General features: G+C 68.4%; 16 protein-coding genes. 9 read left to right on the top strand and 7 right to left on the bottom strand.

Features of this window, described 5'->3' with window-relative positions:
- From N4S67_RS08650 to N4S67_RS08635, 4 genes are read left to right on the top strand one after another with little or no spacing between them, the layout of a single operon-like run.
- Positions 1-777: an S-methyl-5'-thioadenosine phosphorylase gene (locus tag N4S67_RS08650; protein ID WP_260992536.1), complete on the top strand. Its 777-nt coding sequence runs from the start codon at positions 1-3 to the stop codon at positions 775-777.
- Positions 774-1805: an NAD-dependent epimerase/dehydratase family protein gene (locus N4S67_RS08645; protein WP_260992535.1), complete on the top strand. Its 1032-nt coding sequence runs from the start codon at positions 774-776 to the stop codon at positions 1803-1805. Before N4S67_RS08650 ends, N4S67_RS08645 begins: the two co-directional genes overlap by 4 nt.
- Positions 1806-2621: an alpha/beta hydrolase gene (locus tag N4S67_RS08640; protein WP_260992534.1), complete on the top strand. Its 816-nt coding sequence runs from the start codon at positions 1806-1808 to the stop codon at positions 2619-2621. It abuts the gene before it with no gap.
- Positions 2622-2634: 13 nt separating this feature from the next.
- Positions 2635-3759: an NAD(P)H-dependent flavin oxidoreductase gene (locus N4S67_RS08635; RefSeq protein ID WP_260992533.1), complete on the top strand. Its 1125-nt coding sequence runs from the start codon at positions 2635-2637 to the stop codon at positions 3757-3759.
- Between the two features lie 58 nt (positions 3760-3817).
- Here the strand turns inward: N4S67_RS08635 and N4S67_RS08630 are convergent, their stop codons facing one another.
- Complete coding sequence (locus N4S67_RS08630; RefSeq protein ID WP_260992532.1) at positions 3818-4264, bottom strand: nitroreductase family deazaflavin-dependent oxidoreductase; 447 nt, start codon at positions 4262-4264, stop codon at positions 3818-3820.
- A 78-nt stretch (positions 4265-4342) separates the two neighbouring features.
- Here N4S67_RS08630 and N4S67_RS08625 point away from each other — a divergent pair, with 78 nt between their 5' ends.
- The gene (locus tag N4S67_RS08625; protein ID WP_260992531.1) at positions 4343-5689 is read left to right on the top strand and encodes an adenylate/guanylate cyclase domain-containing protein; all 1347 of its coding nucleotides are present in this window, start codon (positions 4343-4345) and stop codon (positions 5687-5689) included.
- Between the two features lie 22 nt (positions 5690-5711).
- The gene (locus N4S67_RS08620) at positions 5712-7046 is read left to right on the top strand and encodes an adenylate/guanylate cyclase domain-containing protein (RefSeq protein ID WP_260992530.1); all 1335 of its coding nucleotides are present in this window, start codon (positions 5712-5714) and stop codon (positions 7044-7046) included.
- Between the two features lie 12 nt (positions 7047-7058).
- Here N4S67_RS08620 and N4S67_RS08615 read toward each other — a convergent pair whose 3' ends face one another.
- Positions 7059-8084, bottom strand: a complete 1026-nt coding sequence (locus N4S67_RS08615; RefSeq protein WP_260992529.1) for a sensor histidine kinase — start codon at positions 8082-8084, stop codon at positions 7059-7061.
- Positions 8074-8757, bottom strand: a complete 684-nt coding sequence (locus tag N4S67_RS08610; protein WP_260992528.1) for a response regulator transcription factor — start codon at positions 8755-8757, stop codon at positions 8074-8076. The genes N4S67_RS08615 and N4S67_RS08610 overlap by 11 nt, the downstream gene beginning before the upstream one ends.
- Before the next feature lie 106 nt (positions 8758-8863).
- Between N4S67_RS08610 and N4S67_RS08605 the strand changes: the two genes are divergently transcribed.
- Genes N4S67_RS08605 through N4S67_RS08595 form a run of 3 tightly spaced genes read left to right on the top strand, consistent with a single transcriptional unit; the run spans position 8864 to position 10816 of the window.
- On the top strand, positions 8864-9517 hold the full coding sequence (locus N4S67_RS08605) for a glycosyltransferase family 2 protein (protein WP_260992527.1): 654 nt from the start codon (positions 8864-8866) through the stop codon (positions 9515-9517).
- Positions 9514-10185: a TIGR04282 family arsenosugar biosynthesis glycosyltransferase gene (locus tag N4S67_RS08600; protein WP_260992526.1), complete on the top strand. Its 672-nt coding sequence runs from the start codon at positions 9514-9516 to the stop codon at positions 10183-10185. Before N4S67_RS08605 ends, N4S67_RS08600 begins: the two co-directional genes overlap by 4 nt.
- A gap of 1 nt (position 10186) precedes the next feature.
- The gene (locus N4S67_RS08595; protein ID WP_260992525.1) at positions 10187-10816 is read left to right on the top strand and encodes a class I SAM-dependent methyltransferase; all 630 of its coding nucleotides are present in this window, start codon (positions 10187-10189) and stop codon (positions 10814-10816) included.
- Here N4S67_RS08595 and N4S67_RS08590 read toward each other — a convergent pair.
- The 4 genes from N4S67_RS08590 to N4S67_RS08575 are packed head-to-tail and all read right to left on the bottom strand — an operon-like array spanning position 10813 to position 14995.
- Positions 10813-11850, bottom strand: coding sequence for a hypothetical protein (locus tag N4S67_RS08590; protein WP_260992524.1), 1038 nt, complete (start codon positions 11848-11850; stop codon positions 10813-10815). The genes N4S67_RS08595 and N4S67_RS08590 overlap by 4 nt on opposite strands.
- Positions 11847-12308 (bottom strand): hypothetical protein, encoded by a 462-nt coding sequence (locus tag N4S67_RS08585; protein WP_260992523.1) that lies wholly within the window; start codon positions 12306-12308, stop codon positions 11847-11849. Before N4S67_RS08585 ends, N4S67_RS08590 begins: the two co-directional genes overlap by 4 nt.
- A gap of 1 nt (position 12309) precedes the next feature.
- The gene (locus N4S67_RS08580) at positions 12310-13587 is read right to left on the bottom strand and encodes a molybdopterin-dependent oxidoreductase (RefSeq protein WP_260992522.1); all 1278 of its coding nucleotides are present in this window, start codon (positions 13585-13587) and stop codon (positions 12310-12312) included.
- A 52-nt stretch (positions 13588-13639) separates the two neighbouring features.
- Positions 13640-14995: a hypothetical protein gene (locus tag N4S67_RS08575; protein WP_260992521.1), complete on the bottom strand. Its 1356-nt coding sequence runs from the start codon at positions 14993-14995 to the stop codon at positions 13640-13642.
- Between the last annotated feature and the right edge of the window lie 99 nt (positions 14996-15094).

Here is a 15094-nt window from a genome sequence, read left to right as displayed (position 1 = left end):
ATGTTAGGTGTCATCGGCGGCAGCGGCTTCTACTCGTTCTTCGGATCCGACGCCCGCAGTGTCAATTTGGACACACCGTACGGCGCACCGAGCGCGCCCATCACCGTCGGCGCCGTCGGCGAGCATGAGGTCGCCTTTTTGCCGCGGCACGGGGTCAAGCACGAATTCTCGCCACACACGGTGCCCTACCGCGCCAACATGTGGGCGCTGCGCGCGTTGGGGGTGCGACGGGTCTTCGGGCCGTGCGCGGTCGGCAGCCTCACCGCGGACCTCGGCCCCGGTTCGATGGTGGTGCCCGATCAACTGGTCGACCGCACCTCCGGCCGTGACGACACCTACTTCGACTCCGGCGGCATTCACGTCGGGTTCGCCGACCCGTACTGCCCGACGCTGCGCGCGGCCGCGGCCGACCTGCCCGGTGTGGTCGACGGCGGCACCATGGTCGTGGTGCAGGGTCCCCGGTTCTCCACCCGCGCCGAAAGCCAGTGGTTCGCGGGCCAGGGCTTCACGCTGGTCAACATGACTGGCTACCCGGAGGCGGTGCTGGCCCGAGAGCTCGAAATGTGTTATGCCGCGATCGCTCTGGTCACCGACCTGGACGCGGGTATCGAGTCGGGAGCAGGCGTCCGCGCCGTCGACGTGTTCGCCGAATTCGAGCGCAATCTGGTGCCGTTCAAGAAGCTCGTACACGAGGCCGTGGAAAATACAGACCAGGTCAATTCGTGCACGCACTGCCTGCCGCACGAGGGCGTCCAACTGCCGTTCGATCTGCCGTGAGGGTCCTGCTGACCGGCGCGGCCGGTTTCATCGGAACCCGCATCGCCGCCGCACTGCGCGACGCGGGACACGACGTGGTCGCGGTGGACGCGATGCTCGACGCCGCGCACGGGGCCGGCGCCGAAGCCCCGGCCGGCTGCCGGGTGCTCGACGTCCGCGACGCTGCCGCAATCGCGCCGCTGTTGGAAGGCGTCGACGTGGTGTGCCATCAGGCGGCGGTGGTCGGAGCAGGCGTCAACGCGGCCGACGCACCGTCGTACGGCAGTCACAACGACTACGGGACGACAGTGCTGCTGGCCGAGATGTTCGCCGCGGGATGCACCCGACTGGTGCTCGCGTCGTCGATGGTGGTCTACGGGCAAGGCCGCTACGACTGCCCCGAGCACGGGCAGATCGATCCGCCGCCCCGCACCCGCGCCGACCTGGATGCCGGCGTATTCGAGCACCGGTGCCCCGTGTGTGGGGAGCCGGTGCACTGGCGCCTCGTCGCCGAGGCCGCGCCGCTTCGGCCGCGCAGCCTGTACGCCGCGAGCAAGACCGCCCAGGAGCACTACGCGCTGGCGTGGGCCGAGGCCACCGGCGGGTCCGTCGTCGCGCTGCGCTACCACAACGTCTACGGGCCGTACATGCCGCGCGACACACCGTATTCGGGGGTAGCGGCGATCTTCCGTTCGCAGCTCGAGTCCGGGGACGTGCCAAGGGTTTTCGAGGATGGCGGACAGATGCGTGACTTCGTCCACGTCGACGACGTCGCCGCGGTCAACGTCGTGGCCGTCGAATCGGAGCTCGGCGGATTCGACGCCTTCAACGTGTGCTCGGGACGGCCGATCTCAATCATGGAGGTGGCCGCGGAACTGTGCGAAGCACGCGGCGAGGCGCCGCCCGTGGTCACCGGCCAGTACCGCAGCGGCGACGTCCGGCATATCGTCGCCGACCCCGCGCGCGCCGGCGAGGTGCTCGGCTTTCACGCAGCCGTCGACCCGCGCGACGGGTTGCGGGAGTTCGCGTTCGCGCCGTTGCGGGGCTAGATGCGTCGCGCAGCGATCGTTGTCGTTATCGTCACGCTCGTGGCTTCAGGAGTGCTCGCGGTGATCTGGTCGCAGCAGCGGCGGCTGATCTACTTTCCGTCGGCGGGTCCGGTGCCGCCCGCTGCGACTTTCCTGCCTAACGGTAGCGACGTCATCCTGCAGTCAGACGACGGGATCGCGCTTGGCGCATGGTATTTCCCGGTTCGGGATGCCGATACGGCGGTGCTGGTGTGCAACGGCAACGGCGGCGACCGGTCGATGCGAGTCGAACTGGCCGCGGCGTTGAACACGATGGGCCTGTCGGTCTTGCTGTTCGACTACCGCGGCTACGGCGGCAATCCGGGCAAGCCGACCGAAGGCGGCCTTGCCGCCGATGCGCGCGCCGCTCAGGCGTGGCTGGCCGCGCAGCAAGATATCGAGAAGATCGTCTATTTCGGTGAATCCCTCGGCGGCGCAGTGGCAGTCGGCCTGGCGACGGAGCGCCCGCCGGCGGCGTTGATCCTGCGTTCGCCGTTCTCGTCACTGCCGGATGTGGCCGCTGTGCACTATCCATGGCTGCCGGTGCGACGTCTTCTGCTGGACCGCTATCCCTCGATCGACCGCATCGGTTCAGTGCGGGTGCCGCTGTTAGTCATCGCGGGGGACCGCGACGACATAGTGCCGGGCGAACTGAGCAGGCGGTTGTACGACGCGGGCAACGAACCCAAGAAATGGTTGTCGGTGCCCGGCGTGGGGCACAACGACCCGGCCCTACTGAACGGGCGGCAGATGCTCGCCGAGATCGAGGGGTTCCTGTCGCAGACCGGTGTGACTTAGTGATACTGGTGGCGTGAAGCCGGCCATCTGCGAGCAGTTCGGTATCGATTTCCCACTGTTCGCGTTCAGTCACTGCCGCGATGTCGTGGCCGCGGTGACCAACGCGGGCGGCTTCGGGGTGCTCGGCGGCACGGCCTACACGCCTGCACAGCTGGACCAGGAGCTGGCGTGGATCGACGACCAGGTCGGCGGCAAGCCCTATGGCGTCGACCTGATCGTGCCCGCCACCTACGAGGGTAAGGGCGAGAAGCTGACCGCCGACGACCTCGCCGGGCGCATCCCGCAGACCGCAAGGGACTACGTCGCCGAAGTCCTGGCCGCGCACGGCATCGAGGTTGAGCAGGCCCGGATGGGTGGTGCGTCGCTGTCGGGCAACACCGGCAGGGAACTGCTCGACGTCGCGATGAGTCATCCGATCAAGCTGATCGCCAACGCCCTCGGCGTGCCGCCGGACTACATGATCGAAGCGGGCAAGCGGCACGGTGTGCCCGTCGCGGCGCTGGTCGGGGCGAAGGAACACGCGGTCAAGCAGGTGCATGCCGGAGTGGACGTGATCGTCGCGCAGGGCACCGAGGCGGGCGGCCACTGCGGCGAAGTGACGACGATGGTGCTGATCCCCGAGGTGCTGGAGGCGCTGGCGGCGATCGGCAGCGACATCCCGGTGCTCGCGGCCGGTGGAATCGTCACGGGCAGGCAGATGGCCGCCGCCGTCGCGATGGGCGCCGCGGGTGCGTGGACCGGGTCGGTCTGGTTGACGACGGAGGAGGCCGAGACGGCGCCGCACACGGTGCAGAAGTTCTTGGCGGCGACGTCGCGCGACACTATTCGCTCGGCGGGGCGGACGGGAAAGCCTGCGCGGCAGCTGAAATCGGATTGGACGGACGCGTGGCTGCCGCAGGAAGGCGGGCAGAAGCCGCTGCCGCTTCCGCTGCAGTCGATGATCGCCGAGCCGGTGATCCGGCGCATCGACGTGCTGGCGGCGCAGGGGCATCCGGGCGCTCAGGCGCTGGCGACCTATTTCGTCGGGCAGGGCGTCGGCCTGATGAACAAGGTGAAGCCGGCGCGCGAGGTGGTCCGCGAGTTCATCGAGGACTATCTGGCGGCCGCAGAGCGGCTGACCAATTCCCTGCCCGACTGACCGATTGCGATTTCGGCGCGCTAACGATCGCTGAACGATCGTTAGCGCGCCCAAATCGCTAGTCGTAGGTGATCCGCACCGAGATCGGGTCGCTCTCCATCGCGCGCATGGTCATCGCCGCGGCTGACTGACTCAGCTTTCCAGCCCCTCCGAAGCTGCGGGCGCGGGCGCGCACGTCGTCCTCAGGCTCGAAAGTTGCGGTGCCGGTGCGCCATTGGCCGTTGACGCGGACGCGAACCCGTGGGTCGGCCGCGATGTTGTAAGCCCAGCCGGCGCGGCGGCCGTGCTGAGAGATGACCCAGACCCCCGCGTCGTCGGCGCGACCGGCCAGGGGCACGCGGCGCGGTTCGCCGGTCTTGCGGCCGGTGGTCTCCAGGTCGACGACGAGAGACGACCGGATGCCGATGCGGTCGAGTGCGGCAACCACCGGATTCATGACGGAGCGGCCGAGTTGGCGCTCGAACTTGAACTTGCGCCGTGCCTTGCGTGCGGTCTTCGTGGTCATGCCGTCGACCATAGTTGAGTGATCACTCAAATACAACGCTCGGCCACGAAGTCACCTGTCAGCTGGCATGCTCGTCGAATGGCGGGGGTCCCGGAGACGCGTTATGCGCGAGACGGTGACCACCACCACATCGCGTATCAGATCGTCGGCGACCGCGGACCTGACCTGCTCTTCGTCCCCAGCCCGAATTTCCCCATCGACCTGATCTGGGACGAGCCCACCGCTGCTGCACACCTGAACCGGCTGGCGTCGTTCAGCCGACTGATCCTGACGGATCTGCTGGGGATCGGCAGCTCCGATTCGGTGCCGGCCGACAACCCGTCGATGCAGCTGTGGACCGACGGTCTCGTTGCGGTGCTCGACGCGGCCGGCAGCACGCGCGCGTCGGTCTTCGCGATGACGGAGGCGGGACTCTCCGTCATGTTGCTGGCGGCGAGCCATCCCCAGCGCGTGCGCTCTCTGGTTCTTGCGAGTGTGTACGCCTGCTTTCTGCGCCAGTCCGATCAGTCCTTCGGATTGCCCGAGTCGCAGCTCGCCCGGTTCAACGCGGCGTTCGGGCGCGACGTCGGGACGGGCGCGCTCGTCGACGTGCTCGCGCCGAGTTGGGCCAACGACGCCGTCAGACGACGTTGGTGGGCGCGGTCCGAGCGCCTCGCCGGTGGGCCGGGGGAATGGGTCAAAGCATTCAACGTATTCGCCCACACCGACGTCCGGCCCATGCTTTCCAGCATTCAGGCACCGACATTGGTGTTGCGCAGGCGCGGCGACCGCCATGTGCGCGAGGGGCACGCGCACGACATCGCGCGGCGCATCCCGGACGCCCGGCTGGTCGAGTTCGACGGAGACGACAGCGTGTGGTTCGCCGGTGATGCCGACAGGGTGCTCGACGAGGTGGAGACGTTTCTCACCGGTCAACGCGGCGCCCCACCGTCCAATCGCGTGCTGTCGACCGTGCTGTTCACCGATATCGTCGAATCCACCCAGCGCGCAGCGCGATTGGGCGACGAGGCGTGGACGTCCGCTCTCGCCGAGCATGACCGCATCATCGAGAGGCACGTGGCGGGCTGGCGCGGAGAGGTCGTCAAGTTCACCGGCGACGGCGTCCTCGCCACGTTCGACGGTCCTGCCCGGGCGATCGAATGTGCATGCGCAATTCGCGACGCGGTCAACGACATCGGTCTGAAGGTCCGCGTCGGCCTCCATACCGGAGAGATCGAGAAGGCCAATGGCGACATCCATGGCATCGCAGTACATGTCGCCGCACGCATCATGTCGCTCGCCGGGCCTGACGAAGTCCTCGTGTCGGGCGTCATCCCACCGCTCGTGCTCGGGTCCAGGCTGGCGTTCACCGACCGCGGCAGCCATCAGCTCAAAGGCGTGCCGGACACCTGGCCGGTCTTCGCCGTGAAGGACGTCCGCGCCTAGCCGTCAGTGGCATGCTCATGCCATGGCGCGCACGCCCGAGACGCATTACACGCGGGGCGACGATGCGCGCATCGCCTACCAGGTCATCGGTGAGCGCGGCCCCAATCTGCTCTTTGTCCCCACGGGCACGTTCCCGATCGACTTGTTGTGGGACGAGCCGGCAATCGCCGGTCTACTCCACCGCTTGGCATCGTTCTCTCGGGTCATCCTCACGGACCTGCTCGGGGTAGGGAGCTCGGATGCGGTGCTGGCCAAGGACAATCCCGCGATGCAGTCCTGGACCGACGGGCTCGTCGCCGTGCTCGACGCCGCTGAAAGCGATTCCGCGTCGGTTTTCTCGCTGTCGGCCTCTGCGTTGCCCGTCATACAGCTGGCCGCCACTCATCCCAGCCGGGTGCGCTCACTGGTGCTCTGGGGTGCTTTCGCGCGGTTCCTCCGCGCCCCCGATCACACCTTCGGAATTCCCGAACCGGTGCTCGCCAAATATCTCGGCGAGCTCAAAGACAACATCGGAACCGGTGCCGTCGTCGACCTCATGGCGCCTAGCTGGGCAGACGATGCCGCTAAGCGGCGTTGGTGGGCGCGCAGCGAAAGACTTGCCGGCGGGCCGGCAACTATGACAGCGCTCTTCGAGTTGTTCCTGCGTACCGATATCCGTCCCTTACTGGAGAGCGTTCAGGCGCCGACGCTGGTGATGCGCCGCCGCGGTGATCGTGATGTGCGACGCGAACATGCACTGAACCTCGTGGAGCGGATCCCCGATGCGCGGCTGGTCGAGTTCGACGGAGACGACGGCGCGTGGTTCGCCGGCGACGCAGATTCCGTCGTCGACGAAATCGAGTCATTTGTTACCGGCACACGAGGCGCGAAACCGTCTAACCGCGTCTTGGCCACAGTGCTGTTCACCGATATCGTCGAATCCACCCAGCGCGCCGCGCAACTCGGCGATGTGGCCTGGACGTCTGCGCTGGCTGAGCACGACCGCGTGGTGAAGCGACAAGTCGACATCTGGCGCGGCGAAGTCGTCAAATTCACCGGCGACGGCGTGCTGGCGACGTTCGACAGCCCAGCGCGGGCGATCGAGTGTGCTTGTGCGATCCGCGATGCAATCGGCGACATCGGTCTGAAGATTCGCGTCGGCCTCCATACCGGAGAGATCGAGAAGGCGAACGGCGACATCCACGGCATCGCCGTACATGTCGCCGCGCGCATCATGTCGCTCGCCGGACCCCGTGAGGTGCTGGTGTCGGGTGTCATCCCTCCGCTCGTACTCGGCTCGCGACTCGGATTCACTGACCGGGGTGAGCATGACCTCAAGGGCGTCCCCGGACCGTGGCGCGTCTTCGCGGTCGAATAGTCCTCGCCAAGGTCAGTCGTCGACCGCCAACGGCAGCCGCACCTCGAAGCGGGCTCCGGTCGCAAGGTTGCGCGCTGACAGCGTCCCGCGGTGCGCCTGCACCAGCCCGGCCGCGATGGCCAACCCCAGCCCCGAGCCGCTGGGCAGTGACGAATCCGCCCGCGGCACACGGTCATTCGATCCGCGATAAGCCACATCGAACACCCGCGGCAGGTCCGCTTCGGAGATGCCGACCCCGGTGTCGTCGACCCGCGCCCACGCGCCGCTCTCGTCACAGCCGAGCGCCAGCGACACCCGACCGCCCTCCGGCGTGTGCGCGATCGCGTTGGCCACCAGATTCGACAGCACCCGTACCAGTGCTCGGTCGCTGCCCAGCACCTGCACCGGGTTGGCGGGGAGTTCGGCGTTCAACGACACGCCGGCGCGTTCGGCGGCGATCCGGTGCGCGGCCAGTACATCGTCGACGACCTCGTCGAGCGCGACCTTGTCGAACGCCGGCTGCACCGCCCCGGCGTTGATCTTGGACATCTCGAACAGGTCGTCGACCATTTCGGCTAGTCGAATCGATTCCTGCTCAATCGTTTTGGCGTGCACCCGCACCTCGTCGTCGGGCACCACGCCATCGGCGATCGCCTCGGCCACCGCGCGAATTCCCGCCAGCGGGGTGCGCAGGTCGTGGCTGACGAACGCCACCAGTCGGCGCCGTGAGTGTTCTGCTGCGCGTTCGGCGTCGCGGATCTCCTGCTCCCAGACCGTGCGCCGAGCCTGGTAGCGGCCCAGCATCACCGCCGCGGGGATCGTCACCACCGACACGATCACGAGCACGATGGCTGTGCGCTCGAACGTCTCGGTCGCCATGAACCCGCTGGCGCCGAGGACACCGGTGAACGTTGCGAGCACCGGTATGACCACCAGCGCCACCATGCTGACCGCCAGCGACCAGGAGCGGGCCAGGCGAATGATGAGCGCGCCCGCGACCACCACAGGCACCGAGCATGCCAACGCCCACCACGCGATCTCCCACAGGTCAGTCGGCACCCGGACTGCTCCACAGGTAGCCGCGACCCCACACCGTCTGCACACGGTGTTGATCGCCGAGCTTGGACCGCAGCCGCTTGACGTGCACGGTCACGGTGGACAGATCGCCGAAGTCCCAGTGCCACACCCGCTTGAGCAACTCCTCGCGGGTGAACACCGTGTCAGCATGCGTCATGAAGAACAGCAGCAGGTCGAATTCGCGGTTGGTCAGCGAGACCGGTGACCCGCTGACCGTCACCGACCGCGCCGCCGTGGACACGCTCAGATCCCCGACGGTGATGTCGATCGGAGTCCGAGCACTCGGTGACGGCGAACGTCGAAGCACCGAGCGCACCCGCAACGCGAGCTCGCGGGGACTGAAGGGTTTGGTCAGGTAGTCGTCGGCGCCGGCCTCCAGCCCCGCGATCCGGTCTTCCTGCTCGCCCAGCGCAGTCAGCAGGATCACGGGCACGTTGTACGCACCGCGCTGACGCAGGGTCCGGCACAGGGTCAAACCGTCCGGACCAGGCATCATGACGTCGAGCACCGCGACGTCGATACGCTCGGACCCGAGCAGACGCAGCGCCTCGCTGCCGTTGTTGGCGACCGCCACATCCAGACCGTCACGCTCTAGATAGCGGCGCACAACATCGCGCACGACGTTGTCGTCGTCGGCAATCAACACCCGTGTCATATTTCTCGACCCTCGCCTCGCGGCGCCGCTACCTGCGCCTATGTCATGGTTTCGTCATTGTTGATTCGTTGCCGACGGCGTCTTGGACGGCATAGGTTTCGGAGATATGCCTGAGAGTCCGGTCACAGTCGTGCTGCCGTGCCTCAACGAGGCGGAATCGCTACCCGGGGTCTTGGCACAAATGCCTGACGGATACCGCGCTCTGGTGGTCGACAACAACAGCACCGACGGCACCGGCGACGTGGCCCGCGAGCACGGCGCCGAGGTGGTCGAAGAGGCCCAACCCGGCTATGGCTCGGCCGTACACGCCGGGGTCGTCGCGGCGACGACTCCGATCGTCGCGGTCATCGACGCCGACGGGTCACTCGATCCAGGAGCGCTTCCCGCCCTTGTCGCCGAACTCGACGGCGCGGACATGGTGATCGGACGGCGACGCGCGGCGCCCGGCCTGCGCTGGCCGTGGCATGCGCGGCTCGGCACCGCTGCGGTGTGCTGGCGGCTGAGGACCCGGCATGGGCTGGCCGTGCACGACATCGCGCCGATGCGCGTTGCCCGCCGAACCGATTTGCTGGGGCTCGGGGTTAGCGACCGGCGCTCTGGGTACCCGCTCGAGTTATTGGTGCGAGCGGCGCAGGCCAACTGGAATGTCGTCGAACTGGACGTGGCTTACGGCCCGCGAACCGGAGGGAAGTCGAAAGTGAGCGGTTCGCTGAAGGGCAGTGTCACCGCTGCGGTGGATTTCTGGCGGGTGATCTCGTGACGGTGCTTCCCGTGGTCGCGCTCGTGGTCGCCAAGGCCCCGGTGCCAGGACTGGCCAAGACCCGCCTCGCGACGTCGGTGGGCGATCGGGGCGCCGCCGACATCGCCGCGGCAGCGCTGCTGGACACGCTTGACGCGGTGGCCGCGGCCCCCGTGCAGGCCCGTGTGGTCGCGCTGACCGGTGATCTCGACGACGCCTGCGCCGCGGCCGACATCCGCCGACGACTCGAGGCGTTCACCGTCGTACCTCAGCGCGGAGAGGACTTCGCCGATCGTCTCGCCAACGCGCACGCCGATGCTGCCACCGCCGCCGGAAACGGTGCGGTGCTGCAGATCGGCATGGACACCCCGCAGGTGTCGGCCGAGATCCTGGCCGAATGCGCAGAGGAACTGCTCGAGGCGCAGGCGGTGCTCGGCCTCGCCGACGACGGCGGGTGGTGGGTGCTCGGCGTATCGGACGCGTCGATGGCCGACTGCCTGCGGGCGGTCCCGATGTCGCGGCGCGACACCGGCGCGCTGACGCTGGCCGCGCTGTACGCCCGCGGCGTCAACGTTCACCTCGTGGGCGAATTGGCCGACGTCGACACCGTCGACGACATCGACGCGGTGCGCCGCGTGTGCGCGTCCGGTAGCCGGTTCGTGCGCGCGACCCGGACGGTGAGGGTCTGACATGTGGGGCAACCTCTACGACCGCGCGCTCGACGGAGAACGCTGTTGGGTTCGCCGCGACGACGGAGAACTGCGCGCGTTGCCCGTCCGCCGGTGGCTCGGCGGCAGGCACGCCGACGGCAAGTTCGACCAGGCGCTCATCGACCTGTGCAGTGGGCCGACCATCGACTTGGGTTGTGGTCCCGGTCGATTGGTGACCGAACTGATCCGGCGCGGGCTACCGGCGCTCGGCGTCGACCAGTCCGCCACCGCCGTCGGTATGGCGCAACGCAAGGGTGCGCCGGTTCTGCGCCGCGACGTGTTCGGCCCGCTGCCGGGCGCCGGGCGGTGGCAGACGGTGCTCCTCGCCGACGGCAACGTCGGGCTCGGCGGTGACCCTCTTCGCGTGCTCGCACGCGCGTCGGAGCTACTGGGCCACGGCGGCCGCTGCCTCGCCGAATTCGACGCGCTGACCACGGGGCTGCGAACCGGATGGGTGCGGCTCGAGTCGTCGCGGACGGTCGGCCCATGGTTCCGCTGGGCGTCGGTCGGCATCGACTGTGCCGCCGAACTGGCCGAGGAAGCCGGCCTGGCGCTGACCGGAATCCATCCGATCGGAAGCCGGGTGGTGGCCAGCCTGACCGCGGCCTAGCCCTTCGGCAGCAGGTCGGGCGAGATGATCTGCAGACTGCCTCGAGGTCCGCTGCCGGTGACCAGCACCGCGCCCGAACGGGGGTTCACCGCAACGGAATTCGGCTGCTGTACGGTTGGAAGCACGCCCAGCAGCCGTGGGCTCGCCGCCTCGGAAAGATCGATCACCTGCAGTTGGTTGGTGGCGGTCAGCGTGACGTGGAGCAGTCCGCGCTGCGGGTCGAAGGCCAGGCCATACGGCTTGCCCGGCGACTCGATCCGGGCGACCTCGGTGACCTGTGGATCGATACGTTCGATCAGAACCGCGTCACCGTCGGTGTCGGCGAACGCGGCCAGCCCGCCGGACAGTCCGATCGCATGGGTCAGCTTCGTGCCGATCTGCGCGCGGGCGACCTGTCTGCGGGTCGACCCGTCGTACACCCAGACGCCGTTGCCCTGCACGTCGGCGACCGCGGCGTAGCGCCCCACGACGGCGACCCCGCCGGGTTGCGGCGGGCCCGCGGGAAGCGACGCGACGACGCGTCCGTCGCGAACGAAGATCACCCCACCGCCCCGCTCGTTGGTGACGACGATCGTGCCGTCGGCGGTCCGCACGGCGTCGTGCGGCTGGCGTCCGACACCAGGGGTCGTCGACACCGTGGCGCCGTCGGTGAGGTTGATCTCCGACAGGGTGTCGGACGTCTCCGACGGCACGAGCACCGGGCCGTCGGGTCCGGCGAGGCTGAGGTGGCGGGCGGCGCCTGCGGCCGGAATTGTCTGTCGCACAACGCCGGTCGACGCATCGACCAGCACGATGGCCGCAGGGTCACGCACGGCGATCGCCGCCATGCCCGAGGTACCGATGACGATGCCCTCAGGCCCGCTCGGCAGGGGCGTGACCCTGCCGGCCGGCGGCACCGCGGGCGCGCCTGCGCGGGCCGGTTCGGCCGGAGGGACCGGCGTGGAAGACGACGTCGGTTGCGCTGGTGGGTCGTCCGCGCATCCGGCCACGAACAGGACCGCCGCCATGAGCGAGATCGCCTTGCCCACCCTCACTCTCGACCTCCACTGACCAGTCGGACCGCGTAGACGAGCGCGCTCACCGCGAATAGCGCGGCGGTGAGCAGCAACCACCGGCCGAAGAACGGATCCTGCGTTTGACCGGTGGCCGCAACGTATGCCGGTGCGCCTTGACCGACGATGCCGGGCAGAAAGACGATCAAGGTCAGGCCGGAGGCCAGCGCAGGTACGCGAAGGTAGTTCAGCACCGGCACCGGTAGCGGCATGCGCCGCGTCGACGACAGAACTCGATCGGCCAGCGCATAGGCGGGGAAGAGCAGCAGATCGTGCGCGACGACCGCCGCGGCGAACCACACCAGGACCGACTGCCACCACGTGCGCGTGTTCCACAGCGCCGCAGGACCGACGGTGGCGACGACATAGCCGAATAGAGCGAAGCCGGCGATCAACGTCAGCAGGTGCAGCGGATGCGAACCGTAGATTCTGCGGAACACCTCACGCCGTCCTGAAGTCGATGGAGGCGACCCATTTGGTGTTGTGCACCCCGGGCAGAGCCGGAACGATGATCCGCGCCGGGAACCCGTGGTCGGAGGACAGGTCGGCGTCGTTGACGCGCAGCGCGAGAAGCGAATCCGGATGAGCGACCTGGTTGGCTTGAAGGGTGGCCCGGTTGAACGCGCCGCGCCGCTCCACCGATCGCACGAACGCCGATGCGGGGTTCGGGACACCGGCCAGCCGGGCGAGTTCGCGCAGCGGAACCCCGGTCCACGTCTCGGTGGTGGACCATCCTTCGACGCAGGCGATCGGTAGCCGGGCGGTGTGCTGCGGCATGGCCGCCAGCGTCTCGCGGTCGAATACGACGGGCGCGGGTCCGCCGGTCAGCGTCAGCCGCCAGCGCTGTCCGGTCGCGTCGGCGGTGATGCCCGCCGCGCCTGCGGTGCGGTTGACCTGGAAGTCGTTGGGTCCCGAGCCGCGGGTACGGCCCCGCGGCAACAGCAGTGCGGTCTGACGGGTGATCCCGCCGATCGTCTGCCCCGCGGTGATCACCGCCATGAACAGCGCCCCGCCTCCGACGAGCGCAAGGGCGCCGCGGCGGCTGATCGTCGGCGGGCTGGGATCGACGGAGACCAGCCCGTCGGGTTGGTAGCGCTCGGGCACGGTGTCGACGCGCTTGGTGCGCAGAACGTCTCGCAGCGGCATCGACCGCAAACCGGTCAGCATGCGCGGGATCTTGATCGCGAGGTGGACGACGAAACCGGCGATGAAAACCCATGCCCCGAAATAGTGGGCGGTGTAGAAGCTGAAACCGAAGATGTAGTCGTACTGGATGTTCAGGACGCCGGTGATGATCTCGAATAGGATTCCGCCGACCAGCATGAGCAGCGAGATACGCTCCAGGAGTTGGGCGATCGACCGTGCGGGCGGCCACGCGAACAGCCGGGGGATCACCGACCAGAGCTTGGCGAGCACCACGGGGATCAGCACCAACCCCAACCCGACATGTAGACCCTGGTTCAGCCGGTACAGCCAGGACGGATCGGTCGGCCAGTCGAACGTCGGCAGCTTCAGCCGGCCGACATCCATGGGGATGGCCTGCCCGAACTGCGGCCCGTATGCGATGTACGACAACAGCCCGGTGATGGTCACGATCGGCAGAGTCACCAGGAGGACGGCCCCGAACGCCGACGTCAACCACAGACCGCGCAGGGGGCTACGGAACGGCGCCGAGCGCGCGACCCGGGATCGCTGCGCGCGGCGCTTGCCGTCGTCCATCAGTTCAGGGTCCCGTCTCACGCGGGTGCTGTGTGCGGTTGCGCGGAATCCGTTACCAGTTCGTCAGAATGAGATGGTTCAGCGCGAGGGCGCCCGCGACGTTGAGCGCCAGCCACCAGCGCTGCGAACGCGGCGGTAGCAGTGCCGCGGCGGCAGGCAGCCAGACCATGAACGACAGCCAGATGCGTTCGGTCTCCGCCTTGCTCAGCATCGAAAGGTCGGCGAACAGGATCGCCAGCAGCGCGCCCACCACGACCAGGTGCAGACCCGGCCGTAGCCTGATCGCCGTTTTGTCGAACACCCTGCCGATGCCCGCCACGCTGCCCAGTCCGATCGCGCACACCACCGACGCCAGGTTGGCCCACGACCAGTATTGGAACGGCCGGTCGAGGGCGATGCCCTGCCAGTAGCGTTCCTGCACCAGGGTGTAGCCGTCGAACCACCAGAAGCCGGCCACGACGAACGCCGCGACGACGGCCAAGGCGGCCAGCACCGCGGGAAGGCAGGCGCGCAGCGCCGCACGCCAGTCCACGGCTGCGAGCAGGACCGCGATCGCGGGTAAAGCCATGAGCCCAAGGCCGTAGTTGAGAAAGATTCCCCAGCCGAGCAGCAGCCCGGCACCTGCGCCTGCCAGCACCGGTAGCCGGACCTTCTGTCGAACACCCAGCGCCAGCAGTGCGATTCCCCAGGCCGCGACGCCGGCGAAGTAGCCGTCCGCCGAGACGGCGATCCAGATGGCCGTCGGCGCCACCGCGACGAACGGCGCCGCCATCCGCGCGGTCACCTCGTCGGCCAGCGCGCGCACCGCCACCACGATGGCCGCGGCGGCGCTCGATCCGACCAACAGACACAGCACAGCCGCCCACGCGCCACCGCCCAGCCCGATACGGTCCAGCCACACGAACGTCAACAGCGCGCCGGGCGGATGGCCCGACACATGGGTGATCCACGAATCAAGTTGATAGTCAAGGATTCTGCTGGCGAAGGTGCGGACCGCCTCGCCGGCGTCGGTGACGGTCGGCACCTGTTGCAGATACTCGTGGCGTGCGGTGAGTCGGCCCGCGAAGCCGCGCTGCCACCCGTCGACCATGGCCAGTGAGAACGCCCATGCGCCCGCCGTCGCCCACGTGACCCACGGCACCCAACGCCACGGCAACCGCTGCGCCACCGACTGACCCCACAGCACCGCCGCGACCGCGATCACCACGGCGGGGACGGTGCCCCACCCGACGTGCGCGTCCCACCATCCGAAGATCGGCGCGGTACCCGCGAAGTCGCGCAAACGCTGCGGGGTGGCGTTGATCAGAGGGGTGACGATGCCGAGGTGTAGATGCGGTACGACGAACGCCGCGACGACCAGAACCACCGCGACGGCGACCGCCGTCGCCTCCTTACGACCGACTCGCACGAATCCTCGGCTCCGCGGTCGCGCTCATGTCACGACCATACTCACCCCACCGTCCTTCGATCGCGTGCCGGCGAATTCGCTTGACCTGCTCAGTATGGT

The sequence above is a fragment of the Mycobacterium deserti genome, assembly GCF_025345615.1.
Classification (GTDB): Bacteria; Actinomycetota; Actinomycetes; order Mycobacteriales; family Mycobacteriaceae; genus Mycobacterium; species Mycobacterium deserti.
The sequence above is the reverse complement of the archived record's forward strand: the minus strand, read 5'-3'. Positions and strand labels throughout refer to the sequence as shown.

What these genes read in the sequence shown, in the direction of transcription:
- N4S67_RS08650 (WP_260992536.1), top strand. Translation starts at nt 1, where the DNA reads ATGTTAGGTGTCATCGGCGGCAGCGGCTTCTACTCGTTCTTCGGATCC.
- N4S67_RS08640 (WP_260992534.1), top strand. Translation starts at nt 1,806, where the DNA reads ATGCGTCGCGCAGCGATCGTTGTCGTTATCGTCACGCTCGTGGCTTCA.
- N4S67_RS08630 (WP_260992532.1), bottom strand. Translation starts at nt 4,264, where the DNA reads ATGACCACGAAGACCGCACGCAAGGCACGGCGCAAGTTCAAGTTCGAG.
- N4S67_RS08625 (WP_260992531.1), top strand. Translation starts at nt 4,343, where the DNA reads ATGGCGGGGGTCCCGGAGACGCGTTATGCGCGAGACGGTGACCACCAC.
- N4S67_RS08620 (WP_260992530.1), top strand. Translation starts at nt 5,712, where the DNA reads ATGGCGCGCACGCCCGAGACGCATTACACGCGGGGCGACGATGCGCGC.
- N4S67_RS08610 (WP_260992528.1), bottom strand. Translation starts at nt 8,757, where the DNA reads ATGACACGGGTGTTGATTGCCGACGACGACAACGTCGTGCGCGATGTT.
- N4S67_RS08605 (WP_260992527.1), top strand. Translation starts at nt 8,864, where the DNA reads ATGCCTGAGAGTCCGGTCACAGTCGTGCTGCCGTGCCTCAACGAGGCG.
- N4S67_RS08595 (WP_260992525.1), top strand. Translation starts at nt 10,187, where the DNA reads ATGTGGGGCAACCTCTACGACCGCGCGCTCGACGGAGAACGCTGTTGG.
- N4S67_RS08580 (WP_260992522.1), bottom strand. Translation starts at nt 13,587, where the DNA reads ATGGACGACGGCAAGCGCCGCGCGCAGCGATCCCGGGTCGCGCGCTCG.